Here is a 26765-nt window from a genome sequence, read left to right on the forward strand (position 1 = left end):
AAGAGAAAAATAAAAAATGCGGATCATACAAATTATAGATTCTCTTGAGTCCGGAGGTGCCGAACGAATGGCAGTAAGTTATGCCAATGCTTTGGCAGGACGCATTGAATTCTCAGGATTGGTAGTTACGCGAAAAGAAGGACCGCTACTCAATCAGATTGATAAACAGGTTTCGTATTTGTATTTAAACAAGAAAAGAGCTGTTGATTTTAAAGCGATATTGCGATTGCGAGCTTATGTGAGAAAAAACAACGTAACAGTCATCCACGCTCACAGTACTTCTTTTTTTTTGGCATTTCTTTTAAAACTAAGCTGCCCTTATTTGTCATTAATTTGGCATGATCATTATGGTGACAGCGATTTTTTAGAAAAAAGACCGATGATAGGATTAAGAGCTACAGCCACTTTTTTTAATGGAATTATTGTCGTTAATCAAAAATTAAAAATTTGGGCAGAAAAGGAATTAAAGATAAAGAATACTATTTATTTGTCCAATTTTCCAGCGGAAGAAAATATAGTTTCAGATGATACTAAACTGAAAGGAGCCAAAGGAAAACGGATTGTTTGTTTAGCTAATTTGAGAGTTCAGAAAGATCATTTTTTATTGTTGGAAGTCGCTAAAAAGATAAAGATAATTTATCCAGAATGGAGCTTTCACTTAATAGGGAAGGATTTTTACGACGCCTATTCTCAGCAAATTAAGAACTTAATAGTTGCATTTGATTTAGAAGAAAACGTGTTTCTTTACGGATCGAAACAAGATGTAAAAAATATTCTAGATCAATCAACAATAGCTGTTTTAGCATCTCAGTCTGAAGGATTACCGGTAGCGCTTTTGGAATATGGCTGGCATAAAAAACCGGTTGTTGTCACTGATGTTGGCGAGATTTCGTCTTTAGTACAAAGTGGAAAAAATGGATTTGTTGTTGCAGCTCATCAGAACGAATTGTTTTTTGATGCAGTTGTTAAACTTATAGGAAGTGAATCATTGCAGATGAATTTCGGTCAAGAATTGTTTCAGAGGGTCGTAGCAAATCATTCAGAAGAGGTCGTGATAGAGCAGTATTTAAATTGGTTAGATAACAGTCCCGTATGAAAAAAGAAGAACAATCCTATCTCTATTTAATTTTATTCCATGTTGCTATTGGGACTTCAGTATTTGTAGTGCCTTTTCTTTCAAAAATATATGGCTATTCTATCTTTATTTTTGGGGTTTATTATATCATTAAAAAACAAAATAGGAATAACGAAGCGCTTATGGCTGCGGCTTATGTAGTAGGGAGCGAAGTTTTTTTGAGAATGACAGGGGGAAATCCTTTGTACGAACTATCCAAATACGGAGTAATGTTCTTTATTTTAATTGGCATGTATTTTAGTGGATTTTCAAGAGGAGCTGTTCCCTATTGGTTGTTTTTATTGTTGCTGATTCCCAGTATCGTGCTTTCCACCTTTGTGTTGAATTTCAATACCAATATCAGAACGACCGTAGCCTTTAATATTTCGGGTCCCATCTGTTTGGGAGTCGCTTCACTATATACTTTTAGGCGTAAAATTCCATTGGAACAAATGAATAACATACTCCTAAGTATGGGGTTGCCAATTATCAGCTGTATGGTATATTTAACGTTCTATACTCCAAACATTCGGGACGTTATTACCAGTACACAATCCAATTTTGAGACTTCGGGTGGTTTTGGTCCCAACCAAGTAGCAACTATTTTAGGTTTAGGTATGTTTATTTTTTTTTCTAGAATCATATTAGAGTCCAGGACAAAATTCTTATTAGTCATCAATATGATTATTGCCCTAAATATTACTTATAGGGGGATAGTTACTTTTTCCCGTGGTGGTATGATTACTGGTTTTTTAATGATTGTCTTGTTGTTGTTGTTTCTGTATTCCAAATCCAATTTTAAAGGGAGGGTGAAATTGAATTACATTTTTGGATTGGTAACAATTGCCTTAATCGTGACTTGGAGTTATACTTCTTTTCAAACTGGTGGGCTAATCGATAAACGGTATGCTAATCAAGATGCGGCTGGAAGGGTAAAAGAGAGTAAATTTACAGGACGTGAAGAAGTGGCAAGAGGTGAAATTGATCTTTTTCTTAAAAATCCCATTTTTGGGGTGGGTGTGGGAAAAGGTGTGGAAGCTCGAAAAGAGGAGACAGGAGATGGTACATTGTCTCACGATGAAATTACTCGAATGTTGGCTGAACATGGATCTTTGGGAATTATAGCTTTATTAATCTTGTTTTTTACGCCGCTTGTTTTGTATTTAGAAAATAAGTTCAATATGTTTTTAATATGTTTTGTTTTATTCTGGTTGTTAACCATTAATCATGCTGCTATGCGAACTGCTGCACCTGCCTTTGTGTACTCTTTATCTTTACTCAATTTGCAATTAGGGGGAGCTTCTAAAAAAAAGATATCAAATCAACTTATTTAGGATAATTTATTTTAATTAAGCACGCAGATTCTCGATGCATTTTTTTGCTTGCTTTGATTACCCAAAATCCCAGGAATTATGACCAACTGAGTTGTTTTTATTAAGTACATTCAAGTTGTCAATAGATTAATTCGTAAAAAAGGGAATTTTGTTAAAAAAGTTAAGCTTTATTAAATTTACTTCGTAGTAAAAGCGTTAAATTGCACTAACAATCTAAATACCACCAATGTTTTCAATAGAGAAAATGCATTTTGAAATATCAGAGCGGAAGATGATTCTTCGTCTTTTTGATGTTTTTTTTGTTTTGGGTGCACTGTTATTTGTGGCTAAGGTGTTCAATTTTGGTTATTTCACATTCTCTACTGTTAATTTCCACTGGACAATCGTTTTGAGTGTTTATCTCAATCTTTTTGGGACGATATTTGAAATGTACGACCTTCAGGTAGCCAGTAATCAATTTCAGGTGGTGAGAAGTGCCATTCTTACCGCTTCAACGACTGTTTTAATTTATTTATTAACACCAGTTTTTTCTCCGGAATTACCCACCAAAAGAGTTGAAATTCTAGTGTTTTATTTGGTTGTATTTATGGCTTTGTTTTTATGGAGGATGTTTTATGTTAAATTTTTAGCATCTAATCGTTTTTTTCAAAATGCTATTTTAATATGTGATAAGGAGCAGGTTGAAGAGTTAATATCCGGATTAGAACATATTGACCCGCATTATAAAATAATTGCGTTTGTCCATGCTGATGCTAACGAAGATGATACGTTGGAATATTACTATGTTTCCAACATTAAAAGAGCCGATTTATTTTCTTTTGTAAAAGAAAATTCTGTGTCTGAGATTGTGATTGCCTCCCAAAATACAGAGGGGATTACTACAGAATTGTACCAGCAATTACTTCATTTGTTGGAGTCCGGAAGTATTATTAGGGAGTATACCCAAGTTTATGAAAGTAAAACGCAACGCATACCTGTACACTATATTTCCAGAGATTTTTATCGCTTTTTTCCTTTTAGTCGCAGTAATCATAATAAGTTGTATTTATTAAGTGTAAGAATTTTTGAAATAGGTATTTCGGTGCTTGGGCTGTTAGTTGCTCTTGTCTTATCTCCTTTGATATTAATTGGGAATGCAATAGGGAACAGAGGGAAGTTGTTTTATACCCAGGAACGTGTGGGGAAAGACGGTGTGGTATTTGAAATTTTAAAATTCAGGACGATGATTAGTAATGCTGAATCTAACGGAGCTGTTTTCACTACTTCAAACGATTCGAGGGTAACAGTATTTGGGAAATTTTTAAGAAAAACAAGAATTGATGAATTTCCTCAATTTATAAATATTCTAAAAGGAGACATGGCGGTCATTGGTCCTCGTCCAGAACGTCCTTTTGTAGTCAAAGAAATCGCTGAAATAATGCCTTTTTATGAAACCAGACACATTATTAAGCCAGGTCTGACTGGTTGGGCACAAGTCAATTATTCTTATGGAGTGACTATGGAAGATAGTTTAATAAAGCTGCAATATGATTTGTATTACATCAAACATAGAAGTATTTTCCTAGATTTGAATATTGCTTTTAAAACGATTACTACCGTATTGTTTTATAGAGGACAGTAATAGGTATAGTCTCAGTATATTTCTAGTTAAAGTTGCTTTCTAAATGATAATTGGAATGCGTTTTTTATTTTGAAGTACTAGTCGAACTAAAATGATCATGCTTGAAAATATTAAAGGCAGCACAATCGATAAATGCGCTTTGTTGATCAGAATTACGAAGTAAATCAGTAATGAAAGGATGTTGAATACAGCCAGATTGTAAACTCTTTTTTTGTTTTCTGTTGCGTAAAAATACAGCAATCCTAATAATGTTGGGTTAAACAACAAGATATTATAATTGTATTCCAATTCATGGTGTTCCGAATAAAATCCCAAAAAGACAAAAAATACTCCTAACGATGCCATCATAGTAAGATAAAATAGATTTATATTTTTCTTATTTATAAGTATAATAAATCCAAGGAATAGAATGTTAGTATACCAATTGTTCCACCAAGATCCAGAAGTTTCCTCATCGAATTTGATTATGGTTTTGTTTACGGGAGCAAGAGGATGGTTTTTAAAAGAAACCTTTTTTAGGCTTTTTTGTAATTCAAAAGGTAAAAAAATTTGCGTTCCTAAACCATCTACTTTTTTACCGAAGATAATACTTGTTCCTAATTTTTCATAAAAGTGATTGTCAAAATAAGGATACAATATGGTTCTATAGGTGATTTCAGTGTCTGATTTTTTTACAATTGCAACAGTATCCAATGTTTTATTAATGATGTCAACTACCATCGAAGTACAGTTTTTGTCAATAAATTTATACGTATAATGGCTTTCTCCTGAGGCTAAAGAAGTATTCAAATTATCGAATAATTTTTGTTTTAGGTTCTCCGGAATATTCAATTCTTGCTCATAAACTGATCTTTTTTCATACGTATATTCATTGATAAAATCCCCATAGGAATGCGCTACTGCAAAATACTGTAAATCTCCTTTGATGAATTTCAAAACAAAATTGGGCGTGTTAAAGTCAAAAGCACCATAATTATACACCATGTCAATATTGTTGTAAGTATCACTAATGCGAATGGCGGTATGTCCAAACAGTGAATAGGATTCGTTACCCGTTCCGCACGTAAGTACGCTGACATGAGCGTCTTTTGATAATAAAAGGTTTTGGGAGAAACTGTAACTTACAGTTAAAAAAAGTAACGTGGAAAAGAAGAATTTTTTTAATAAAGAAATGTTCATTTGGATGTTCTGTTATTGTCCGTACTATTACCTAAATTATTTTTTATAAAATTAGTGTAAATCTGTTTAATCTGCGCACTATTTTAATGGGAGTAGAGTTGGCTTTTTTTTATTAATTTCTAAACATGCCCAAATCTACTTTAACCGAAAAAATATTCGAATACAGCGCCGTACTCTGATTGCCTAGATCAGTTAGTGCGTAATCAATTTGAATGCCTTTGTATTTAAATCCCAATCCAATATTGGGCTGAAATCCTACTCTTTGAGTGCTGTCCAATTGTGCTATATTTTGAAAATTTCCTACACCGGCTCGCAAAAAAACTAAGTCGGTATAACCAAATTCGAATCCTACCGCGGGGTCAACACTTACAAAATCAGTTGAAAATAAATCATTGGTTTTTGCAAATCGCATATTCATATTGGCAGCAGCCAAAATACTGTAATCATAATGAATGATAAACTTTTTTGCTATTCCCAGTTGCACTTTTGGAGCCGTAATCTCAGTGCTTTCTGGTAATTCCTGATTTTCTCCAGGTAGGGCATTGGCAATTTTTTTGTACTCGGCTTCATCGATATTCCAAACGTTATAAGTAGTGGTTATATCGCGAAGCATTAATCCAAACTGCCAGTCGTTCTTTTCGAATTGTATTCCAATATCAAATCCAAAACCCCAGGAACTGGCAAATTTTCCAATAATTCGTCGGATTACTTTGGTATTTACACCGTATTGAAATCCGGGAACGGGAAGTTTTCGAGCATATGAAAAGGTAAAGCCATAATCGGCTGTAGAAAAAAGACTGATGCGGTTGTAGTCAATGTTGCCTTGGCTGTCTATTAATTCAGTAGTATTTAAAATATCATCAACGCCAAAACGAATTAAAGAAATTCCCCAAGCGCTGCGATCATCGATGGGACTGGCGTACGCTAAGTAATCATATTGGGCAATATTGGCAAAATAATTGGCATGCATTAAGGAAACCTGATGGTCTTCTAAGTGAATCAGTCCTGCAGGATTCCAATACCCGGAATTGACATCTTGGGTTGAAGCTACAGCCGCATTTGACATGCCCAAAGCAGCGGCATCAACGCCAATATTCATAAACTCATTGGAGTATTTCCTGACAGTCTGACTGTAATTTAAGGTGTAAACCAAAAGCAATAAAAATAAGGAGCCTTTTTTCAATTGAACTATTTTTACAAACCGAAAGCCTGTTTAATTTTTATCAAAAATATAATTTTTTACTGAGCTTATTTCTTCCTGAGGATAAATACATAGAAACAAGAAGTGCCTGTTGAAAAATCTCTACTAAAAAACGTACTTCCTCTTCACTTATTATACTAAATTTGCCAACTTTGGCTCACTAAACTTTAAAACTATGAATATTAAAAAGCACATTCCAAATAGTATTACTTTGCTTAATCTTTTTTGCGGCTGTGTCGCTTTGGTCTTTGCATCTCATCGTAATTTTGAAATGGCTTTTTATTTTGTTTGTCTGGGTATATTTTTGGACTTTTTTGATGGTTTTTTCGCTCGATTATTCAAGGTTTCCAGTCCGTTGGGCTTGCAGTTGGATTCTTTGGCAGATATGGTTACCAGTGGTGTTGTTCCTGGTTTGATAATGTATCAAATGATGATTGATACTTCGACTACTATGCCGGATAGTTATATGCAAATTTTTCCTTATTTAGGTTTTATTATCACTTTGGGTTCTTGTTATCGATTGGCGAATTTTAATATTGATACGCGTCAAACAGATTCTTTCATCGGTTTGCCAACCCCCGCCAATGCATTGTTTATTTTAAGTTTGCCTTTGGTTATAAAGTATTCTGATTCTCTTTTTGTTCTCGAAATTTTCACAAATCCATGGATTCTATTGATGATTACTGTATTAAGTGCATACATACTAAATGCCGAAATCCCATTATTCTCGTTAAAAATCAAAAAATTTAATTTTAAGGATAATGCACTTCAAATGATCTTTCTGATTATTTCTCTTTTGTTATTGGTTTTCTTCCAATATTTAGGAATTTCTTTGCTTATCATTTTTTATATTTTACTGTCTGTAGTGAATAATAAAGTTTTAAAAAAGTAGTTTTTTTGAATGAGAAAAAAAATAGTCAGAAGAAGAACCATTGTAGTTCGTAAATCCAAAAAGAAAGCATCTTTTTTCTCAGGGAAGCTTGTGCGTTTTTTAATTATAGCTTTTTTAATTGTATTTGTTCTTGGAATTGGCTACCATTATCGCAACGGGTTAACTTATTATTTTAGCTTTAAATCCAATAAGATTTTAAGGGAAGCTACCGAAGCAAAGCGCATTTCCGATGTTCGAAATTTTCAGGTTTTAGAAAAACACAAAGGGAAAAGTATTGGTTTAGATGTTTCGGAATATCAGGGAAAAATCCGTTGGTCGTATGTAGATACTTTAGAAAAAAAATATCCCTTAGATTTTGTATTTATTCGTGCCACGGTAGGAAAAGACAGAAAAGACCGTCAGTTCAATCGAAATTGGCTTGGCGCCAAAGAAAATAAAATGATTCGAGGTGCGTATCATTATTACCGGCCCAACGAAAATTCACTAGAGCAAGCGGCGCTTTTTATTAAAACAGTGACACTTCGAAAAGGAGATTTACCACCTATTTTAGATATTGAAAAATTACCTAAAAATCAATCGCTGGATAGTTTAAGAGTTGGTTTAAAACGATGGTTAAAAGCAGTAGAATTGCATTATGGAGTAAAACCTATTATTTATACCGGAGAGAAATATTACGATGATTTTTTGAAAGAGGAGTTCAGTAATTATCTTTTTTGGATTGCCAATTATAATTTTTACAGGGAGGAAATAGATGACGATTGGTTGTTTTGGCAGTTCACCGAAAAAGCATCAATTCCAGGCATAAAAGGAAATGTAGATGTCAATATTTACAATGGTGATTTACAACAGCTGCGGTACATTACTGTGGAATAGTGTTTAGTTTACAGTATTCAGTCGCAGTTTTCAAATTAAGAATTTTAAACATCCTGTTCTATTCTGTCTGTTAGCAACTTTTTTTCAATTACCAACCTTCTATCTAATCTGTTACCTGTAAACTGCGACTGAAAACTTTCTTTAAAACTCTAATTTCTTCTTTCTCAACTCGAAATTTTGTCCCAAATACACCCGACGAACCATCTCGTCTTCTACTAATTCTTCAGGGATACCCGCTTTTAGGATTCCACCCTCAAACATCAGGTAGGTTTTGTCTGTAATTGCTAATGTTTCCTGGACATTGTGGTCGGTAATAAGAATGCCTATATTTTTATTTTTTAATTGGGCTACAATTCTTTGGATGTCTTCCACGGCAACCGGATCAACACCTGCAAAAGGCTCATCCAGCAAAATAAATTTTGGATCGGTAGCAAGACAACGCGCGATTTCAGTACGCCGACGTTCTCCCCCAGAAAGTAAATCTCCTCGATTCGTGCGAATGTGTTCCAAGCTAAACTCTTCGATTAAACTTTCCATTTTAGCTTCTTGTTCGGCTTTGGAGAGTTTCGTCAATTGTAAAACACTCAGGATATTGTCTTCGATGCTTAGTTTTCTAAAAACAGAAGCCTCTTGAGCTAAATAACCAATTCCCTGTTGTGCTCTTTTGTACATAGGATAATCAGTAATATCCAAATCATCAAGGAATATGTTGCCTGAATTTGGTTTAACTAATCCTACTATCATATAAAAAGAAGTCGTTTTTCCGGCACCGTTAGGTCCCAAAAGCCCTACAATTTCACCTTGATTCACTTCTACCGAAATGCCTTTTACAACACTGCGACCTTTATATGTTTTTATAAGATTTTCAGCTCTTAATTTCATTTTTGTTGGTTTAATCGTTTATTCGTTGGAATATTTAATCGTCACAAATAAACGAATAAACGAATCAACAAATAAACGGATTAACAATTATTTAGTTTCTTCCCGAATACAGTTATTTACTTGGTGGTCAGGAACCGTTTTTTTTTTAGTTAAAGGAAATTTTATTTGGTTGCGGTTTCTTCCAATGCTTCCCAGAATTCATAAGCTCTTCGCAAATGAGGTACGACAATAGTTCCGCCGACAAGTGTGGCGATTCCCATAGCTTCCATCATTTCTTCTTTGGTTACTCCTTCTTTAAAGCTGGTTTCCAAATGGTATTTGACGCAATCATCACAACGTAAAACCGCTGAAGCCACTAATCCCAGTAACTCTTTTGTTTTTATATCTAAGGCTCCCGCTGCATAGGCATTGGTATCTAAGTTAAAAATACGCTTAACAATTTTATTGTTGTCTGACAATAATTTTTCGTTCATTTTAGAACGATACTCGTTGAATTCTTGAATGATATCAGCCATTTTCTTTTTTTTGATTTCGGATTACAATTTTTGAAATTAAGATACTTACTTCATAGATTATTAACATCGGTATAGCAACAATTGTTTGGCTCACCACATCGGGAGGTGTAACAATTGCGGCAACGATAAGTATTATTATTACAGCATATTTCCAATATTTTCTTAAAAATTCAGGGGTAACTAATCCTAGTTTGGTCAGGAAGTAGATAATTATTGGCAATTCAAAAAACAATCCGCTCGCAATAACACTCGTTTTTACCATGCTAATATAGGAATCAATACTAAATTGGTTTTTTACGATCGCACTTACTTTAAAAGTGGCGAAAAAGTTAACTGACATGGGCACGACTACAAAATAGCCAAACAAGACTCCCATAAAGAATAATAATGAGGAAACAAAAATGAAAAGTTTCGCATGCTTTTTTTCTTTTTCATACAATGCAGGGCTGATGAACTTCCATATTTCCCATAAAATATAAGGAAAGCCCAGAATGAATCCCGCTAATACACACGTCCATACCAATACGTTTACCTGCCCTTCCATATCCGTGTTCTGGATAATAAAAGGCATTTCGGTAACGCAAATACTATCTGCAAAACCTAAGGCATGTGATAAATCACAAAAAAATCGGTACGTGATAAAATTTGCATTTGTTGGTCCAAAAATAATTACATCAAATATATAATCACTGATGAAAAAAGTAACGGTTGCAAGAATTAATATTGCAATAGTACTTCGAACCAATAACCATCTTAATTCTTCAAGATGATCTAAAAACGACATTTCGTTTAAGTTTTTCTTTGCCATTATACTATTCCCTCTTTTAAAATATCGTGTAAATGTAAAACGCCTTTGTATTCACCATTGTCAACCACAACTAATTGTGTGATGGAGAAGTCTTCAAGTATATTCAGTGCCTCTACAACCATTGCTGTGGATGGTATTAATTTTGGATTTTTAGTCATAATATCTTTTGCGGTCAAATCAGAGAAAGAATCCCTGTCATTTAGCATTCTTCGAATGTCACCATCGGTAATAATTCCCACAATTTTATCCTGATCTACAACGGCAGTTACACCGAGACGCTTTTCAGAAATCTCGAAAATAACTTTTTTTATCGAAGCATCAGGAGCAACCATAGGTTTCAAAGTATGTTCCAGCATGTCTTTTACGCGGAGTAATAATTTTTTGCCTAAAGCACCGCCTGGATGGTATACTGCAAAATCTTCTGGTTTGAAATCGCGCATTTCCATAAGACAGACAGCAATGGCATCGCCCATTACTAATTGCGCAGTAGTGCTATTGGTAGGAGCAAGATTGTTAGGGCAAGCCTCTGATTCTACTGTAGTGTTCAAAATAAAATCGGAACCTTTAGCTAGAAAGGAACTCATATTTCCTGTAATCGCAATTAAAGTATTTCCAAAACGTTTTAAAAGAGGTACCAAAACCTTTATTTCTGGGCTATTGCCACTTTTCGAAATACAAATAATTATATCGTCATTTTGTACCATTCCTAAATCCCCATGAATGGCTTCTGAAGCGTGGAGAAACAACGAAGGAGTTCCGGTGGAATTAAAGGTGGCTACCATTTTTTGAGCAATAATGGCACTTTTTCCAATACCTGTCACTACTAATCTTCCATTGGATTTGTAGATGTTTTGTGTAGCTTCAATGAAGTTTTCATCCAGAAATTCAGTTAGTTTGGCAATTGCTTTACTTTCAGATAGAATAGTTTTTTTGGCGCTAGCCAATATATTTTCTTTGCTTATCAAAACAGAATGGTTAAAATTTGTATGTTAAAAAGAATTTTGTATCTTTATTGATGCAAATTTATACAAAATACCACATAATCAAGAATGAATTCAAACGAAATTGATATCCACAAAGAATTAAAAAAATATTTTGGCTTCAGCCAATTTAAAGGATTACAAGAACAAGTGATTAAAAGTCTCCTTAATAAAGAAAACACATTTGTGATTATGCCTACAGGAGGAGGGAAGTCACTCTGTTACCAATTGCCTGCTTTGATTCAGGAGGGAACTGCTATCATAGTTTCGCCTTTAATCGCTTTGATGAAAAATCAAGTTGATGCCATTCGTAGTTTGTCTTCTGAAAATGGTGTTGCCCATGTTTTAAACTCTTCACTTACCAAAACCGAAATTACGCAAGTTAAAAAGGATATTACTTCCGGTTTAACCAAATTATTATATGTTGCCCCAGAATCCTTGACCAAAGACGAGTATGTTACTTTTCTTCAAACGGTGCCTATTTCCTTTGTGGCTATCGATGAAGCTCATTGCATCTCTGAGTGGGGACATGATTTTAGACCGGAATACAGAAACCTAAAACACATCATTAAGCAATTAGGTGATGTACCTATTATTGGCTTGACCGCTACGGCTACTCCAAAAGTTCAGGAAGATATTCTAAAAAATTTAGATATGACTGATGCTACTACTTTTAAAGCATCATTTAACAGGCCCAATTTATATTACGAAGTACGTACCAAAACTAAAAATGTTGAATCGGATATTATCCGTTTTATCAAACAACATAAAGGCAAATCAGGAATCATTTATTGCCTAAGCCGAAAAAAAGTAGAGGCTGTTGCCGAAGTTTTACAGGTTAACGGTATAAGTGCCGTTCCTTATCATGCAGGATTAGATGCTAAAACCCGTGCTAAACATCAGGACATGTTTCTTATGGAGGATGTTGATGTGGTGGTGGCAACTATTGCTTTTGGAATGGGAATTGACAAACCGGATGTTCGTTTTGTAATTCACCACGATATTCCTAAATCATTGGAAAGTTATTATCAGGAAACCGGTCGCGCAGGTCGTGACGGAGGTGAAGGACATTGTCTTGCTTATTATTCCTATAAGGATGTTGAGAAATTAGAGAAATTTATGTCGGGTAAACCCGTTGCCGAGCAGGAAATTGGTTTTGCCTTATTACAAGAAGTGGTAGCTTATGCTGAAACTTCCATGTCCAGAAGGAGATTTTTACTTCATTATTTCGGAGAAGAATTTGATGATGTGAATGGCGAAGGCGCTGATATGGACGACAATGTTAGAAATCCAAAATCAAAAGTCGAAGCCATAGATCAAGTGGTGAAACTGCTGGAAGTGGTGCGTGATACGAAGCATTTATACAAATCAAAAGAAGTTGTTTTTACTTTGATTGGCCGTGTCAATGCAGTCATCAAAGCACATAGAACCGATACTCAGTCTTTTTTTGGATGTGGTTCGGATCATGATGAAAAATATTGGATGGCTTTATTGCGACAAGTTCTCGTTGCCGGGCTTTTGTCGAAAGACATTGAAACCTATGGCATAGTGAAAATTACTAAGAAAGGATTGGATTTTATTAAAAACCGAGAATCCTTTATGATGTCGGAAGACCATGAATACAATGAATCTGAGGATGAGGCTATTGTAACTGCAGCAAAATCTACAGGAACTGCCGATGAAGTATTGATGGGTATGTTACGGGATTTACGTAAAAAAGTAGCCAAGAAATTAGGAGTTCCTCCATTTGTGGTTTTCCAAGATCCATCACTCGAAGACATGGCTTTGAAATATCCGTTTTCCCAAGAAGAATTGATCAATATTCATGGAGTTGGAGAAGGGAAAGCTAAGAAATACGGAAAGGAATTCCTCGAATTAATTAGCCGATATGTAGCAGATAACGATATTATTCGTCCGGAGGATTTAGTGGTCAAATCAACTGGAGTCAATTCAGTAAATAAACTTTATATCATTCAAAATATCGACAGAAAATTATCTCTTGATGATATTGCTTCCGCAAAAGGGTTAAAGATGGACGATTTGATTAAAGAAATGGAGCAAATTGTCTATTCCGGAACCAAGTTAAATATAAAATATTGGATTGATGATATGCTTGATGATGATCAACAGGAGGAAATTCATGATTATTTCATGGAATCCCTTTCCGATAATATAGAAGACGCGCTCAAAGAATTTGAGGGTGATTATGATATTGATGAATTGCGTTTAATGCGAATTAAATTTATCAGTGAAGTAGCTAACTAGTTATAAAGTAGAAGGTTTTAAGTCAAAAATTTTAGCAGGTTTTTTTTTTTTGACTTTAAGACCTTCGAATTTATGAGTTTAGAGCAGGTATAACTCTCCTCGATGCGGTTTTAAAGCATCTCTTACTTGAATCATATTTTCATCTGTGACTACCATAAAAGCGATAGCTTGCATTTCGCCTTGAATCTCAAAGCCCGTAATGTTTAAGTCCAGTTTTTCAATTACAATATATTCTTTCAAATGAATTTCGTGATGTTCTGCTGTTTTTGCGGAAACAGGGCCACGGAATTCCCAAATCAGTTTTATTTTTCTTGACATTTTGTTGAAGTTAAGTGTTTAATCGGTTAACTGTTTTGAAAGGACAAAGTTACAAAGTCTAATTTTAAAATAGGGTAATTTGAAAAATTGAAAATGGATTCTTTATTGATTCACTAATTCCACTTCAAAATACTATTTTTGTGCTTTGTTTTTGTTTTTCGAATAAACGATTCAACAAAGCAATGATTAAATAAGATAAAATGCCTCAAGAACTCCTATTACAAGTACTGCCAGAAATAGCTGCAAATGAATTGTTGTTAAATGACTATTTGGCTAAACAAATTAAGGTTACTGCCAAAGAAATCGAGCATGTTTCGATTTTAAAACGCTCGATTGATGCGCGTCAGAAAGCGGTAAAAATTAATTTGAAAGTGATGATTTATTTGAAAGGAGAATCTTTTCAGGAGCATAAATTCTTACTTCCCGATTATAAAAATGTGACAACTGCTCCCGAAGTAATCGTTGTTGGCGCTGGACCTGCAGGACTTTTTGCAGCATTGCAATTGATAGAATTGGGTTTGAAACCAATAGTTATTGAGCGTGGAAAAGATGTTCGTGGCAGAAGAAGAGATTTAAAAGCCATCAATGTCGAACATCTTGTCAATGAAGATTCTAATTATTGTTTTGGCGAAGGCGGAGCAGGAACGTATTCTGACGGAAAATTATACACGCGTTCTAAAAAAAGAGGCGATGTAACGAGAATTTTGGAATTGTTTGTTGCTTTTGGAGCTTCGGAGGACATTTTAATTGATGCGCATCCGCATATTGGAACCAATAAATTACCTCAAATTATTCAGGATATTAGGCAGAAAATCATCGAATGTGGCGGACAGGTTTTATTCGAAACCCGATTGACTGATATTTTAGTTAAAAATAATGAGGTGCAAGGTATCGTTACTCAAAATGGAGATACGATTCTTGCCAATAAAATGATTTTAGCCACAGGACATTCTGCACGTGATATTTTCGAATTATTGGATAGGAAACAAATTTTTATCGAAGCCAAACCTTTTGCCCTGGGCGTAAGAGCCGAGCATCCACAATCGTTAATTGACAGCATTCAGTACAGTTGTGATTATCGGGGTGAAAATTTACCCCCGGCACCTTATTCTATTGTGAAGCAAGTAGGAGGTAGGGGTATGTATTCGTTTTGTATGTGTCCCGGCGGCGTGATTGCGCCTTGTGCCACAAGCCCGGGAGAAGTGGTTACGAATGGCTGGTCGCCTTCTAAACGGGATCAGGCGACTGCCAATTCTGGAATTGTAATCGAATTGAAACTTGAAGATTTTCAACCGTTTGCCAAATTTGGTGCTTTAGCCGGAATGGAATTTCAAAAAAGTATCGAGCAAAAAGCATGGCGTTTGGCTGGGGGAACCCAAAAAGTTCCTGCACAACGAATGATTGATTTTACCCAAAATAAAGTTTCCTCCGAAATACCGAAAACATCTTATGTTCCCGGAACGACTTCAGTAGAAATGGGACAGGTTTTCCCAGGGTTTTTAACGCAAATATTGCGAGAAGGATTCTCTGAATTCGGGAAATCTATGCGTGGTTACATGACTAATGAAGCTGTACTTCACGCGCCAGAATCACGAACTTCCTCGCCAGTGCGTATCCCCAGAGATCCATTGACCTATGTACATGTTCAAATAAAAGGTTTGTATCCTTGTGGAGAAGGGGCAGGTTATGCGGGTGGAATAATATCTGCGGCTATTGATGGTGAGAAATGCGCGTTGATGATTGCTGCGATTTTGAATAAATAAAAACTCTTGAATAATTATTAATCTAGTTTGGGTATTGAAATTGGGGTGCTTTCATTTTGGTATTTTATTTTTTATTAAATTCCTTTAAACACTGATTGATTTTATTGTACAATAATTTTTCATCAATGGGTTTAGATAAATAATCATTCATTCCAACTGCCTTGCATTTTTCAACATCTGCCGAGGTCACATCAGCCGTAAGCGCGATAATGGGAATGTTTGATTTCATTGTATTGCGAATGTGTGCCGTAGCTTCAAAACCATTCATTACAGGCATTTGTAAATCCATCAAAATAATATCATAATTATTTTTTTCAAAACTTTCAACACCAAGTTTACCATTATCGGCAATAGTTACATCATAACCAAAATCTAATAATATTATTTTTATTAAAAGCTGATTTAGTTTAATGTCTTCTACAACCAATACTTTTATATTTTCTTTAGTTTTTTCTTCCAATGGTTTTTCTTGAATCGATTCTACTGTATATATAGGTGTTGTTTCAGTTTCCGAATTTCTTTTCTCAAAGGGCAACACAAATCCAAAAGCAGATCCTTTGCCTTCCTCGCTATTTACTATAATTGTTCCTCCTTGAAGTTCTACCAGTTGTTTGACAATTGCGAGTCCTAAGCCAGTTCCACCATATGAGCTGCTAATGCCTGGTGAGGCTTGCTCAAAATTATTAAAAACTTCGTCTAATTTATCCTTAGGAACTCCTATGCCGGTATCGGTTATTTTAAATTCGATGGTCGCTTTTTCAGCATCTTCTTTTAGTAAACGAACACTTATTGTAATTTTACCCGCGGATGTAAACTTCACGGCATTACTCATCAGGTTTAAGATTATTTGACGTAAACGTATAGGATCGCCAATTAAATTCAAAGGAATATTTGAGTCATATTCATTGATTAATTCTAAATTTTTTTCCTTCATTTTAGGTTCAAATAAATGAAGCATTGTAGTAATGGAAACAGATAAGCTTAACGGAACTTTTTCAAAGATCATTTTTCCTGAATCTACTTTAGCAATGTCAAGAATATCATTGATTAAAACAATCAATGCATCTCCAGATTCTTTAATTGCGCTAATGTATTTTTTTTGAGAATCGTCTAATTTTGTCTTTAACACGACATTAGTAAACCCAATAATTCCATTCATGGGAGTTCTTATTTCGTGACTCATATTCGACAAAAATTGTTGCTTAGATTTTACAGCTTCTTCTGCAATTTGTGTTTTTAACTCTGCATTAATTTTTGCCTCAATCAATTCTTTTTTTACCATTACCTGAGAGGTTACATCATATGCAATAATAGTTACGCCAGAAATGGTTTGGTCCGCTTCCAAATAGGGCTGGTAAACAAAATTGAAATAGAGTTCTTCAATTTTTCCATTCCGTTTTAATGGGGCTAAAAGCGCTTCTCCGTAAAAGGGAATGCCGGTAGTATATACCTTGTTAAGTAATTCAGGAAATGGCTGACTTATGAGTTCGGGTAATACATCTATGAATTTTTTTCCTTCAACAGCATTTCCTTTTCCCCATAATTCTTTAACACTATTATTGGCAAGAGTAATAATCATATCTTTTCCTTTTAATATTGCTATTGCAAATGGGGATGTCATCAGCATTAGATTGTAACGCTTTTCACTTTCTTCAATCTTTTTCAAGGATTTTTTTTCTATTTCTAGCTGTTTTTCTAATGCCTTTTTTTCTTTATTTTGAATTTCAATTGCTAATTTTCTAACCTCAGTAATATCTTTAATTGCAAGAAAGATCAATTCTTCTCCATCTGTTTTTTTTAAAAAGCTATTGGCGTTAATTAACATTATTTTTTCACCAAGATTTGGATTTACATGTTTGACTTCTAAATCTTGAATAACATTATTCTTAGACAGAATATCCTTTAGAGATTCACGTAATTCAGGAATATCGAAAAACCCATTTTCCAATTCAAACAAACGTTTCCCTTCAGTGTCTTGTTTGGTTGTAAGATGTTTGTTGTAAAATGAGTTATTAGCTGATTTTACATAGAAATCTTTATTAAGTATAATCATTGTTTCATGAAGAGTATCAATGATTGCTTCAGAATATTCATAAGATTCAGCCAGCAGTTCATTGTTTTTTTTCAAAACTTGATTACTGGAAATAAGTTCTTGATTTTCGGTGATATCCTCCCCATGCTGGATAATGTATTTCACATTATTATCAGCATCTAATACGGGAGAGTGGCTTATTTTCCAATATCTAACTTCAAACCCACCACCATTTGCCTTCGTTTTTTTAATATCGTATTTTTGAACCGGCAACGTGTCTGTTAGCTTGTTTTTAATCACAGTATTAAGAGAAGTGCGAATGTTTTTCTCTCCATCGGCATCTATATCATTAGGGTTAATGGGAAATACATCGAAAATATTTTTCTGTAAAATATCTTTCCTTTCCGTCATAGTTGCATCTAAGAAAGAATCGGTAACGGCAATTATTGTAAAATTAGTGTCAATAACTATTAATATTGCCGGAGAAAGATTGAATAAATCTTTATAGTCATTTTTAAACATAAGAATGCTTTTTTAGTTGTAAAAAACTATTTTGTTTTTGTTATACTTTGAAAAGGCTATAAAAGCTTCGATGTTTAGATGGTACTACTGTAATTTAAAAGGCCTACAAAGTTCAGTAATTCAAATTCGAAAAATTTACATTGTTTCTAATTATTAGTTGACTAATAAAAGATGAAATATAATCAATATCTGTCTATTTTATTCTGAAATCATGTTTTAATACCTTTTAATTATATTAATTGCTACTATTTAAGTTTTATAAAAAACTATTGGGTAAAGTTGCAGTTATTTTATTAAATAGCAAATCTCTTTTTAAAGTAAATGTTGCATCTAAGATTTCAATCGCGTTGTTTTAGGGTGGATTTATTTGACCGAAATCGATGCATTTTTTAAATGGGTTAATAGTTAATGGATAATCGTGTCATTCTCCATGTAAGTTAAGCATAAAAATACCCACTATAACATATGTATTCCCCTAAAGTGATTATCATGATGCGTAATTAAAATTTTAAATTATTGAAAACATTTATGGTTTGTGAATTTCACTTTTATAAATCTATTTCATACCGATAAAAAAACCGTCTCATTATAATGAGACGGTTTTGTCAGGATTTCTATTTTTTCTTTTTCAATCGATCTTTAAATAGCTTTTCAAATTTTTCTATTTTGGGTTGAATCACCATTTGGCAATACGGTTGGCTTTTATTATTTGCATAATAATTTTGATGGTAATCTTCTGCTTTATAAAACTTATTCAACGGTTCCAGTGTTGTTACTACAGGACTGTCATATATTTTAGCTTTTTTCAAGGAATTTATAATCGTTATTGCGGCTACTTTTTGTTGTTCATTTTTGTAGAAAATAGCAGATCTGTATTGTGTCCCGACATCAGCACCTTGACGGTTTAACGTAGTTGGATCGTGAACAGTAAAGAAAACTTTGAAAATTTCGTCCAGATTCGTTACATTTTTATCGTAGGTAATTTGGACCGCTTCGGCATAACCAGTTCTTCCGGTGGAAACATCCTCATATGATGGGTTATTTATTTTACCACCAGCGTAACCTGAAACCGCCGATTTCACACCATTTAGATTCTCATAAACCGCTTCAACACACCAGTAACAACCGCCCGCTAAAGTGATGTTTTCGAGATTCGATTGTTTTGTGGCTTGGCCAGCAGTATTGTTTTGACCCAACATACTCAGTGTTGTTAAGAGGCAAATCAGAAATAAATTTCTCATATTATTTAGTATCAGGTATAAAATCAAGGGCTATAGAATTCATGCAATATCTTTTTCCGGTTGGTGCTGGTCCATCATCAAAAAGATGTCCTAAATGTCCACCGCATCTGCCACAAAGTGCTTCAATTCTTTCCATTCCAAGTGAATTATCGGTTTTGTAAACTATACTTTTTTTGTTGTCTTGTTCAAAAAAACTGGGCCAACCGCAGCTGCTTGCAAATTTTGCACCGGAACGAAATAATTTATTGCCACAAGAAGCGCAATAATACGTTCCTTTTTCATCCGTATTCCAATATTTTCCTGTAAATGGTCTTTCGGTATCAGCGTGTCGCATTACTTCGTAGACGTCTTCAGGTAATACCTTTTTCCATTCGGCATCTGTAAGGTTTAGTTTTGTCGTATCTGTATTAGAATAATACGGATTTCCGGATTTGTTGATTGGATTTTCCATACTAGTATTTTTTTTTATATTGTTCTGTTTGTTTGTATTTTGCCCGCAGGCAGTAAACATGAATAATGGAAGCAAAAATAATACGCTTAAAAAACGGGTTGTTGTTTTCATATTTTCTTTTTTGTTCTACAAATGTAAAGCGGTTTTTTACTATAATAAGTCGCCTACTTTACAAATTAATAGTGATTTAAGTAAGTTTTAACTATTGATATTTACGTAAAAAAAATACTTTTGGATTAATAATTAAAAAAATGGTGCTACAAACTCATTCGCATGTTTATCAAATGTTTTTTGAATCCTACTTTTTCATAGGCTTTAATTGCAGGACTGTTGTCATTATAGACATCCAGTCGAATTTCGGATATGTCTTTTGAACGACACCAATCCTTCAGTGCTTCCATAATTTTAGAATTCACTCCTTTACCTCTGTGAATGACATCTGTATACATGAAGCCTAAATAGGCATAGGTTTCATGATTCAAATAGGGCTTCGCAGCTTCTAATCGGGCATATCCGGAACCAACAATTTCCGAATCGATTTCGGCAACCACTATTTCAACATCAGATGCTGAAATCATTTTTTCAATGTTATAATAATTAATTTTTCCTTCTTTTAAAGTGGGGTCAAAAGGGCGTTCGGCAGTAATAATTCCTTGTTCGAATTCAAGGAGTTTTTCTAAATCATCAGGATGTGCTTTTCGGGTGTTTATAGTATGCATTGCAGAATTTATATTTGAGTATAAAAATACAAAAGAATCTTTAAAGGATTCGCATTGCATGATCCAAAATGGTTTCGACGCAACAAATCGAAACAGAAACGTTAAAGCTCCCTTCCATAATTTTCTTTTTTGTATTTTTGTAAGGCTATAAACACCTATGAAAGAAGAAAACGTAATATTAGTTAACCAAAATGATGAGCAAATAGGGTTGATGCCAAAGCTTGAAGCGCATGAAAAAGCTATTTTGCATCGCGCCTTTTCTGTTTTTATTTTAAACAATAAAAATGAACTCATGCTGCAACAACGGGCGCATCAAAAATACCATTCCCCTCTATTATGGACCAATACCTGCTGTAGTCATCAACGGGAAGGGGAGTCTAATATTGAAGCCGGAAGCCGAAGACTGTATGAAGAAATGGGTTTTAAAACTGAGCTCAAAGAGCTTTTTCATTTTATATACAAAGCCCCATTTGATAACGGTTTGACTGAACATGAACTAGATCACGTTATGATAGGGTATTATAATGAAGATCCCGAAATTAATACGGAAGAAGTAGAAGACTGGAAATGGATGAAAATCGAGGATGTGAAAATCAATATGGAAATTAATCCCGAACTGTATACCGTTTGGTTCAAAATAATTTTCGACGAGTTTTATCATTTTCTGGAAGAACATAAAGTATAACGTTAACTCAACCTTTTATAATGAAAGTTACTATTTCACGAAAAGCCCATTTCAATGCGGCACACAGATTATATAGAAAAGACTGGACTTTCGAGCAAAACGATGCTATTTTTGGCAAATGTAACAATCCTAATTATCACGGACACAATTACGAATTGATTGTTAGTGTAACGGGAAAAATTGACCCAGAAACCGGATTTGTTATGGATGTGAAATTCCTGAGCGAAATCATTAAAGAAGAAGTTGAAGATCGATTTGATCATAAAAATCTTAATCTTGATGTTTTGGAATTTCAGGACTTAAATCCAACAGCCGAGAATATCGTAGTGGTAATTTGGAATAGAATCCGAAAAAAAATTAAACCTCAATTTGAATTAGAAGTGGTTCTTTATGAAACACCTCGTAATTTTGTAACCTACAAAGGGGAATAATGGACTTAAAAGTGGGAGATAAAATCCCGAATTTTAAAGCAAAAGATACCAATGGTAATGATTTTGACAGTCAAAGCTTAATAGGAAATAAACCGCTTGTCATTTATTTTTATCCAAAAGACAATACACCGGGCTGTACTGCCCAAGCATGCAGTTTTAGAGATCAATATGAAGATTTTAAGGATTTAGGTGCCGAGGTGATAGGTATAAGTAGCGATAGTGTCGCTTCTCATCAGGAATTTTCGAAACACTATAAATTGCCTTTTCTTCTTTTGTCAGATAGTGATAAAAAAATCAAAAAACTTTTTGGTGTTCACTCTCAAATGCTTGGGTTAATTCCGGGGCGTGTAACGTATGTAACGGATAAGAACGGAATTATTCAGTTAATTTTTGATAGTATGTTAGCCACTAAACACATGCTTAAAGCACTTGAAACCATTAAAAAGATAGTATCATAATTAACAAAATCGTATTAGAAAACTAGTTTGCGGGGATGATATAGATTATGCAAATTTGCAAAATATAAAAAAGTAAGATGAAATTTTATCCACTACAGTTTAATCCCATTCTTAAAGAAAGAATTTGGGGAGGTGAAAAACTAAATACGGTGCTTCATAAACCGATTACATCAAAAATTACTGGCGAAAGCTGGGAGTTATCTACGGTCGAATGCGATGTGAGTGTTGTAGCTAATGGTGAATGGAAAGGAAAATCATTGACTACTTTGATTAATGAATGTCCAAACGAAATATTAGGAACAGCTGTTCATGCTCGGTTTGGAAAACAATTTCCATTGCTTTTTAAATACCTGGATGCTAGTGAAGATTTGTCTATACAAGTTCATCCCAACGATGAGTTGGCCAAAAAGCGACATAATTCTTTTGGAAAAACAGAAATGTGGTACATTATGCAAGCGGATGACAATGCTAGAATAATTGTAGGATTTAAAGAAAAATCAGATGCTAACGATTATTTAGAAAATCTAAAAAACAAAACGTTACTTTCCATTCTTACCGATGTAAAAGTAAAATCAGGAGATGTCTTTTTCTTGGAAGCGGGAACGGTTCATGCTATTGGTGCGGGACTGGTTGTTGCCGAAATTCAGCAAACATCGGATATTACCTATCGTCTTTATGACTTTGACAGGGTAGATGCTAACGGGAATACCAGAGAACTACATGTAAATTTAGCTCTTGAGGCTATTAACTATAATACGATAGAAGCTAAAAAAGAATATACTAAAAACGAAAATGTATCCAATGAAATTGTGGATTGTCCGTATTTCACCACTAATTTCCTTCCGTTGAATGGTGAAATTACTGTTTCTAAATCTGGAAAAACCTTTACAGTTTATATGTGTGTGGAAGGAGGATTTGAAATTGATTTTGACAATTCAAAATCGCAATATAAAAAAGGAGATACTGTTTTGATTCCCGCTGCAATGAATGCATTTACTCTAAATGGAAAAGCTTCAATTTTAGAAATTTACATTTCATAGTCGGTAATAGAAAGATTATGTGTACTTTTGCAGACGCAAATTAAAATTCAAATTTTAAAAAAATAAAAATGGCAAACGTTAAGAATTTAAAGAAAGACATCAACTACGTTTTAGGAGATATTATTGAAGCAGTTTACTTGTTCGAAATTTCTACAACAGGAAAACCAACAACAGAAACTAATGCTTTAATTGACGAAGCTATCGCTGCTTTTGACGTTTTAATCACAAAAGTGAACGAAAAAAAGGTAGAAGATAAAAAAGCACACTTCAAACAAATCAATGTTGAATTGGAACAAACTGCTAATCAATTGATTGCTAAAATCAACGAATTGTAGTCAAAAAAAAAGCAAAAAAAGTTTGAATTTGTTTTGGAAAATGGAAATTCAGACTTATATTTGCACCCGTAATGAGTCGCCAGCGTAGCTCAGTTGGCTAGAGCAGCTGATTTGTAATCAGCAGGTCGTGGGTTCGAGTCCCTCCGCCGGCTCTTTAATAAAACCATCTAATACTCTTAGATGGTTTTTTGTTTTTATTAAAAAAAAGGCAATATTAAATTTAATTCAAGGTTAAAAAAAAACCGTCTCGATAAGTCGAGACGGTTTTTCTATTTTAGGGGAATTAACAATTCATTTATTTTTGCTTTTTGATGTCGGCAACATATTTGGTCAATTTTTTTCCATAAAGTGATTGTGCTACTTTTGGAGACATTGATTTTTGAATCGTATCTAAGTATTTAATATTGATATCATAGATCTCTGATAAGGCAATGTAAGGCGCTACCTCGTAATTTCTATTGTTTATAGCAAAGTTAGTGGCAAATAAATACTTTCGTTTTGTATTAGAGTCTTGTTTTGCGTTTAAACTGTCAAGAGTTTTTGGGTTGTTACTTTTAATGGCATTGAATTTTTTTTCAATTAAAGTAAGGTTTTCATCTGTGAAACGCGAATTTATTTTTTTGTATTCTTGCAATAAATCATTATTCTTAGATCCTTTAATCTTGGCGCTAGAAAGATAAGAGTCTAAACTAGTTTCAATAGTTATTTTTCCTGGTTCAGCAAAAAAGGAAAGGTTATTGTCCATTGAATTGCTCACACCTCTATCCAAAAATAAATAAAGCATTTCAGGAGATTTTAATTCTAAGTCACTTTCAAAAGCAGAGTTACCATCGATGTTAATAGTATCAATTGCAACAAGTGTAGTGTCCACTACTCTTTGAATATATAAAGTTCCTTTTTTTAATCCTTTAATATTTCCGGTAATATGCAAGTTTGTTTTTGAATCCTTTTCGTTACAAGATGACAAAAGTAAAAGAGTAACGAATGCAATAATAGATTTTTTCATTTGTGTTTATATTTTGGCGCAAAATAAAGAAAATTGTTGGAATGATTTGGTAACGCATTCAAATTTTACAAAAAAAAATCCCAATCTATTTCTAAATTGGAATTTTCTTAATTACTTTTTTATCTAAGCTTTAAACCAAGCTTCTTTTAGTTTACTCTTGGAAGAATCGGTTGCTTTGAGTCCTTCTTTTTCTTCATAAGGAAGTTTTACTTTCCCTTCAATGATTTGGGCTACACCATCACGTTTTATTTTTACGGTAATTGCATCGTTTTCTTTCCAATTTTGACTTTCGGTTATCATTTCATAGATATTGTCTAATGAATAAGGTTTTTCATTTATAGCCATTATAATATCTCCTCCTTTAATACCAAGGTGTGTATAGAAATCAATTAACTTAATATTTGGATCAACAATAATTTCTTTAGTTTGTTGATTAATAATGACGTATGGTATTTTTTCTTTTAAAAAAACATTGCCAGGAACTTTTTCTATTGTATTTGTAACGCCCACTTTGGCTAAGTAAGTTGCGTAAGGAATTGGAGTTGTTCCAGATACATAAGTATTTAAAAAAGTTCCGACTTCAGGATAGGTCAAAGAGGTGATTTTTGCAAAAAGCTCTTCGTCATTAAATGGTTTTGTTGGACCATATTCAGTCGAAAGTTTTTGCATCAAATCAAGAATTCCTTTTTCTCCATTGCTTTTTTCTCGGATTATAATATCCAAGCACATCCCAATAAGAGCTCCTTTTTCATACACATTTAAATATTGATCTTTGTATGGCTCTGTTAATACATTAGCGCTCATCGTTGTAAAAGACATCGTGTCATTTAAGGTATTGGCACGAGTAATTTTTTCGGCTATTCGGGAGAAAAATTCTTCTTCATTAATAAGGCCTTGATTAATTTGAAAAAGATTAGCAAAATATTCTGTTACACCTTCATACATCCATAAGTGTTGAGACATTTTTGGCGCATTGTAATCAAAATATTGAATTTCTTTGGAATGAATTGATAAAGGAGTTACAATATGAAAAAATTCATGTGAAACTACATCTTTCATCGATTTTACTAGTTCTTCTTTTGGCATCATTTCAGGTAAAACTACTGTGGTTGCTGTAGGATGTTCTAAAGCACCAAATCCTTTTGCGTCATCTTCCTTCATAGAGGACAGGTATAACAAAACGCTGTATTTTTTAGTGGCATTTATTTTACCCAAAAAATTCTTTTGAGCAGTCATCATCGTTTTCATTTCCGGAGTAATGCTTTCCGCAGTAACTTTTCCAGTAGGAGAATATACAGCTATCAGAATTTCCATTCCGTCAATGGTAAAAGTGGTGTAATCTGGCTTGGCATACATGATCGGGTTTTCTACCAGTACCGCATAACGAGATGCTATGAATTTATCATTTGTGGTACTTGTGTCGAAATCAGTCATAGAGGTTGCTCCCCAAATTGTTGCTGGATGTGAAATCGTTACATTGTAGGGTATTGACATGTAATTTGTAAAATAACCTACAAAACAATGTGTATTAAGCATTATGTTTTTACCAGCATCAATATTTGAACCAGCAGGTGAAAAAATTTCATCACCTCCAAATTTTTTCCCGGTTTCGGTGTCAAAGGAATCATTTACCAAATAAGTAATCTTGTCTAAAGTTTTGGCATTCGTAATGGACCAAGAATTAGCGTCTGTCTTCTTTACCGATAATAAATTTCCTTTAGTATCATAGGCTTTAAGATCCTCAATATATCTACCGTAATTGTCTTCAGAATATGTTCCTGGAACTGTTTTTGGAATGTGATACGTAATTTCATCAGTCGAAATTGATGGAGGATTGACTGTTACCATCACCTTGTCATTTTTGACTTCATTTAGATTGATTCCAACCTGAACTTCTTGTTTTGTATTGCCAGTAATCGATGAACTGGCTGTTTTGCAACTCCAAAGAATAGAAGCAAATGCGAGAGAAAAAATTATTCGTTTCATTTTCGGTTGTTTTTATTTTAGATATTAGTCCTTTAATTATACAATTGTTACATTTTGTTGAATAAAAGCTATGTTTTAGTCTTGTAATAATTATTTTTTATTTTGAATGGTTAT

General features: G+C 33.9%; 25 protein-coding genes and 1 tRNA gene. 13 read left to right on the forward strand and 13 right to left on the reverse strand.

The features are described from left to right. The first annotated feature begins 16 nt into the window (after positions 1 to 16). The 3 genes from ACM55G_RS05985 (at position 17) to ACM55G_RS05995 (ending at position 4069) form a co-directional block, all read left to right on the forward strand. On the forward strand, positions 17 to 1096 hold the full coding sequence (locus tag ACM55G_RS05985) for a glycosyltransferase family 4 protein (RefSeq protein WP_416842989.1): 1080 nt from the start codon (positions 17 to 19) through the stop codon (positions 1094 to 1096). Beyond that, positions 1093 to 2448 (forward strand): O-antigen ligase family protein, encoded by a 1356-nt coding sequence (locus ACM55G_RS05990; protein WP_416842990.1) that lies wholly within the window; start codon positions 1093 to 1095, stop codon positions 2446 to 2448. Before ACM55G_RS05985 ends, ACM55G_RS05990 begins: the two co-directional genes overlap by 4 nt. A 226-nt stretch (positions 2449 to 2674) precedes the next feature. Then, on the forward strand, positions 2675 to 4069 hold the full coding sequence (locus tag ACM55G_RS05995; RefSeq protein ID WP_416842991.1) for an exopolysaccharide biosynthesis polyprenyl glycosylphosphotransferase: 1395 nt from the start codon (positions 2675 to 2677) through the stop codon (positions 4067 to 4069). 39 nt (positions 4070 to 4108) lie between these two features. Here the strand turns inward: ACM55G_RS05995 and ACM55G_RS06000 are convergent, their stop codons facing one another. Both ACM55G_RS06000 and ACM55G_RS06005 read right to left on the reverse strand, forming a co-directional pair. After that, entirely contained in the window at positions 4109 to 5248 is a 1140-nt protein-coding gene (locus tag ACM55G_RS06000; RefSeq protein ID WP_416842992.1) for a lipoprotein N-acyltransferase Lnb domain-containing protein, read from the reverse strand. A 112-nt stretch (positions 5249 to 5360) separates the two neighbouring features. Beyond that, complete coding sequence (locus tag ACM55G_RS06005) at positions 5361 to 6431, reverse strand: putative type IX sorting system protein PorV2 (protein ID WP_465245443.1); 1071 nt, start codon at positions 6429 to 6431, stop codon at positions 5361 to 5363. 193 nt (positions 6432 to 6624) lie between these two features. Between ACM55G_RS06005 and ACM55G_RS06010 the strand changes: the two genes are divergently transcribed. Together ACM55G_RS06010 and ACM55G_RS06015 are read left to right on the forward strand one after the other, a co-directional pair. After that, positions 6625 to 7341: a CDP-alcohol phosphatidyltransferase family protein gene (locus ACM55G_RS06010; RefSeq protein ID WP_416842993.1), complete on the forward strand. Its 717-nt coding sequence runs from the start codon at positions 6625 to 6627 to the stop codon at positions 7339 to 7341. 9 nt (positions 7342 to 7350) lie between these two features. After that, complete coding sequence (locus ACM55G_RS06015) at positions 7351 to 8214, forward strand: glycoside hydrolase family 25 protein (protein WP_416842994.1); 864 nt, start codon at positions 7351 to 7353, stop codon at positions 8212 to 8214. Positions 8215 to 8355: 141 nt separating this feature from the next. Here the strand turns inward: ACM55G_RS06015 and lptB are convergent, their stop codons facing one another. From lptB to ACM55G_RS06035, 4 genes are all read right to left on the reverse strand, one after another. Beyond that, positions 8356 to 9096: an LPS export ABC transporter ATP-binding protein gene (gene lptB, locus ACM55G_RS06020; RefSeq protein WP_416842995.1), complete on the reverse strand. Its 741-nt coding sequence runs from the start codon at positions 9094 to 9096 to the stop codon at positions 8356 to 8358. Between the two features lie 161 nt (positions 9097 to 9257). After that, positions 9258 to 9611, reverse strand: a complete 354-nt coding sequence (locus ACM55G_RS06025; protein WP_416842996.1) for a carboxymuconolactone decarboxylase family protein — start codon at positions 9609 to 9611, stop codon at positions 9258 to 9260. Next, entirely contained in the window at positions 9604 to 10419 is an 816-nt protein-coding gene (gene tatC, locus ACM55G_RS06030; RefSeq protein WP_416842997.1) for a twin-arginine translocase subunit TatC, read from the reverse strand. Before tatC ends, ACM55G_RS06025 begins: the two co-directional genes overlap by 8 nt. Then, a complete protein-coding gene (locus ACM55G_RS06035) occupies positions 10419 to 11384 on the reverse strand; it encodes a KpsF/GutQ family sugar-phosphate isomerase (protein ID WP_416842998.1) in 966 nt (321 codons plus the stop codon). The genes tatC and ACM55G_RS06035 overlap by 1 nt, the downstream gene beginning before the upstream one ends. 84 nt (positions 11385 to 11468) lie before the next feature. Here ACM55G_RS06035 and recQ point away from each other — a divergent pair, with 84 nt between their 5' ends. Continuing rightward, the gene (recQ, locus tag ACM55G_RS06040; protein ID WP_416842999.1) at positions 11469 to 13664 is read left to right on the forward strand and encodes a DNA helicase RecQ; all 2196 of its coding nucleotides are present in this window, start codon (positions 11469 to 11471) and stop codon (positions 13662 to 13664) included. 78 nt (positions 13665 to 13742) lie between these two features. On the opposite strand, the gene ACM55G_RS06045 is transcribed toward recQ, so the two are convergent. Continuing rightward, positions 13743 to 13982, reverse strand: a complete 240-nt coding sequence (locus ACM55G_RS06045) for a hypothetical protein (RefSeq protein ID WP_416843000.1) — start codon at positions 13980 to 13982, stop codon at positions 13743 to 13745. A gap of 200 nt (positions 13983 to 14182) precedes the next feature. Between ACM55G_RS06045 and ACM55G_RS06050 the strand changes: the two genes are divergently transcribed. Beyond that, positions 14183 to 15745 (forward strand): NAD(P)/FAD-dependent oxidoreductase, encoded by a 1563-nt coding sequence (locus ACM55G_RS06050; protein ID WP_416843001.1) that lies wholly within the window; start codon positions 14183 to 14185, stop codon positions 15743 to 15745. 64 nt (positions 15746 to 15809) lie between these two features. Here ACM55G_RS06050 and ACM55G_RS06055 read toward each other — a convergent pair whose 3' ends face one another. The 4 genes from ACM55G_RS06055 to ACM55G_RS06070 form a co-directional block, all read right to left on the reverse strand. Beyond that, entirely contained in the window at positions 15810 to 18299 is a 2490-nt protein-coding gene (locus tag ACM55G_RS06055; protein WP_416843002.1) for a PAS domain-containing hybrid sensor histidine kinase/response regulator, read from the reverse strand. A gap of 614 nt (positions 18300 to 18913) precedes the next feature. Further along, entirely contained in the window at positions 18914 to 19540 is a 627-nt protein-coding gene (gene msrA, locus ACM55G_RS06060; RefSeq protein WP_416843003.1) for a peptide-methionine (S)-S-oxide reductase MsrA, read from the reverse strand. Between the two features lies 1 nt (position 19541). Continuing rightward, positions 19542 to 20102 carry a peptide-methionine (R)-S-oxide reductase MsrB gene (msrB, locus tag ACM55G_RS06065; protein WP_416843004.1) on the reverse strand — a complete coding sequence of 187 codons (561 nt, stop codon included), beginning with the start codon at positions 20100 to 20102 and terminating at the stop codon, positions 19542 to 19544. 146 nt (positions 20103 to 20248) lie between these two features. Next, complete coding sequence (locus ACM55G_RS06070) at positions 20249 to 20710, reverse strand: GNAT family N-acetyltransferase (protein WP_416843005.1); 462 nt, start codon at positions 20708 to 20710, stop codon at positions 20249 to 20251. Between the two features lie 157 nt (positions 20711 to 20867). Between ACM55G_RS06070 and idi the strand changes: the two genes are divergently transcribed. From idi to ACM55G_RS06100, 6 genes are all read left to right on the forward strand, one after another. Further along, positions 20868 to 21395: an isopentenyl-diphosphate Delta-isomerase gene (idi, locus tag ACM55G_RS06075; RefSeq protein WP_416843006.1), complete on the forward strand. Its 528-nt coding sequence runs from the start codon at positions 20868 to 20870 to the stop codon at positions 21393 to 21395. Positions 21396 to 21415: 20 nt separating this feature from the next. After that, positions 21416 to 21826: a 6-pyruvoyl trahydropterin synthase family protein gene (locus ACM55G_RS06080; RefSeq protein WP_416843007.1), complete on the forward strand. Its 411-nt coding sequence runs from the start codon at positions 21416 to 21418 to the stop codon at positions 21824 to 21826. Next, positions 21826 to 22284 (forward strand): peroxiredoxin, encoded by a 459-nt coding sequence (locus ACM55G_RS06085; RefSeq protein WP_416843008.1) that lies wholly within the window; start codon positions 21826 to 21828, stop codon positions 22282 to 22284. The genes ACM55G_RS06080 and ACM55G_RS06085 overlap by 1 nt, the downstream gene beginning before the upstream one ends. 77 nt (positions 22285 to 22361) lie before the next feature. Further along, positions 22362 to 23324: a type I phosphomannose isomerase catalytic subunit gene (locus tag ACM55G_RS06090; RefSeq protein ID WP_416843009.1), complete on the forward strand. Its 963-nt coding sequence runs from the start codon at positions 22362 to 22364 to the stop codon at positions 23322 to 23324. Between the two features lie 68 nt (positions 23325 to 23392). Beyond that, a complete protein-coding gene (locus ACM55G_RS06095) occupies positions 23393 to 23659 on the forward strand; it encodes a hypothetical protein (protein ID WP_416843010.1) in 267 nt (88 codons plus the stop codon). 78 nt (positions 23660 to 23737) lie between these two features. Next, positions 23738 to 23811, forward strand: a tRNA-Thr gene (locus ACM55G_RS06100). 143 nt (positions 23812 to 23954) lie between these two features. On the opposite strand, the gene ACM55G_RS06105 is transcribed toward ACM55G_RS06100, so the two are convergent. Together ACM55G_RS06105 and ACM55G_RS06110 are read right to left on the reverse strand one after the other, a co-directional pair. Further along, positions 23955 to 24665 (reverse strand): DUF4369 domain-containing protein, encoded by a 711-nt coding sequence (locus ACM55G_RS06105; RefSeq protein WP_416843011.1) that lies wholly within the window; start codon positions 24663 to 24665, stop codon positions 23955 to 23957. Between the two features lie 123 nt (positions 24666 to 24788). Next, positions 24789 to 26651, reverse strand: coding sequence for a M61 family metallopeptidase (locus tag ACM55G_RS06110; protein WP_416843012.1), 1863 nt, complete (start codon positions 26649 to 26651; stop codon positions 24789 to 24791). Between the last annotated feature and the right edge of the window lie 114 nt (positions 26652 to 26765).

Source organism: Flavobacterium algoriphilum, from assembly GCF_048158655.1.
GTDB classification, from domain to species: Bacteria; Bacteroidota; Bacteroidia; order Flavobacteriales; family Flavobacteriaceae; genus Flavobacterium; species Flavobacterium algoriphilum.

Coding starts and splice junctions, on each gene's coding strand:
- ACM55G_RS05985 (WP_416842989.1), top strand. CDS start 17: ATGCGGATCATACAAATTATAGATTCTCTTGAGTCCGGAGGTGCCGAA.
- ACM55G_RS05990 (WP_416842990.1), top strand. CDS start 1,093: ATGAAAAAAGAAGAACAATCCTATCTCTATTTAATTTTATTCCATGTT.
- ACM55G_RS05995 (WP_416842991.1), top strand. CDS start 2,675: ATGTTTTCAATAGAGAAAATGCATTTTGAAATATCAGAGCGGAAGATG.
- ACM55G_RS06000 (WP_416842992.1), bottom strand. CDS start 5,248: ATGAACATTTCTTTATTAAAAAAATTCTTCTTTTCCACGTTACTTTTT.
- ACM55G_RS06010 (WP_416842993.1), top strand. CDS start 6,625: ATGAATATTAAAAAGCACATTCCAAATAGTATTACTTTGCTTAATCTT.
- ACM55G_RS06015 (WP_416842994.1), top strand. CDS start 7,351: ATGAGAAAAAAAATAGTCAGAAGAAGAACCATTGTAGTTCGTAAATCC.
- lptB (WP_416842995.1), bottom strand. CDS start 9,096: ATGAAATTAAGAGCTGAAAATCTTATAAAAACATATAAAGGTCGCAGT.
- ACM55G_RS06025 (WP_416842996.1), bottom strand. CDS start 9,611: ATGGCTGATATCATTCAAGAATTCAACGAGTATCGTTCTAAAATGAAC.
- tatC (WP_416842997.1), bottom strand. CDS start 10,419: ATGGCAAAGAAAAACTTAAACGAAATGTCGTTTTTAGATCATCTTGAA.
- recQ (WP_416842999.1), top strand. CDS start 11,469: ATGAATTCAAACGAAATTGATATCCACAAAGAATTAAAAAAATATTTT.
- ACM55G_RS06045 (WP_416843000.1), bottom strand. CDS start 13,982: ATGTCAAGAAAAATAAAACTGATTTGGGAATTCCGTGGCCCTGTTTCC.
- ACM55G_RS06050 (WP_416843001.1), top strand. CDS start 14,183: ATGCCTCAAGAACTCCTATTACAAGTACTGCCAGAAATAGCTGCAAAT.
- ACM55G_RS06055 (WP_416843002.1), bottom strand. CDS start 18,299: ATGTTTAAAAATGACTATAAAGATTTATTCAATCTTTCTCCGGCAATA.
- msrA (WP_416843003.1), bottom strand. CDS start 19,540: ATGAGAAATTTATTTCTGATTTGCCTCTTAACAACACTGAGTATGTTG.
- msrB (WP_416843004.1), bottom strand. CDS start 20,102: ATGAAAACAACAACCCGTTTTTTAAGCGTATTATTTTTGCTTCCATTA.
- ACM55G_RS06070 (WP_416843005.1), bottom strand. CDS start 20,710: ATGCATACTATAAACACCCGAAAAGCACATCCTGATGATTTAGAAAAA.
- idi (WP_416843006.1), top strand. CDS start 20,868: ATGAAAGAAGAAAACGTAATATTAGTTAACCAAAATGATGAGCAAATA.
- ACM55G_RS06080 (WP_416843007.1), top strand. CDS start 21,416: ATGAAAGTTACTATTTCACGAAAAGCCCATTTCAATGCGGCACACAGA.
- ACM55G_RS06085 (WP_416843008.1), top strand. CDS start 21,826: ATGGACTTAAAAGTGGGAGATAAAATCCCGAATTTTAAAGCAAAAGAT.
- ACM55G_RS06090 (WP_416843009.1), top strand. CDS start 22,362: ATGAAATTTTATCCACTACAGTTTAATCCCATTCTTAAAGAAAGAATT.
- ACM55G_RS06095 (WP_416843010.1), top strand. CDS start 23,393: ATGGCAAACGTTAAGAATTTAAAGAAAGACATCAACTACGTTTTAGGA.
- ACM55G_RS06105 (WP_416843011.1), bottom strand. CDS start 24,665: ATGAAAAAATCTATTATTGCATTCGTTACTCTTTTACTTTTGTCATCT.
- ACM55G_RS06110 (WP_416843012.1), bottom strand. CDS start 26,651: ATGAAACGAATAATTTTTTCTCTCGCATTTGCTTCTATTCTTTGGAGT.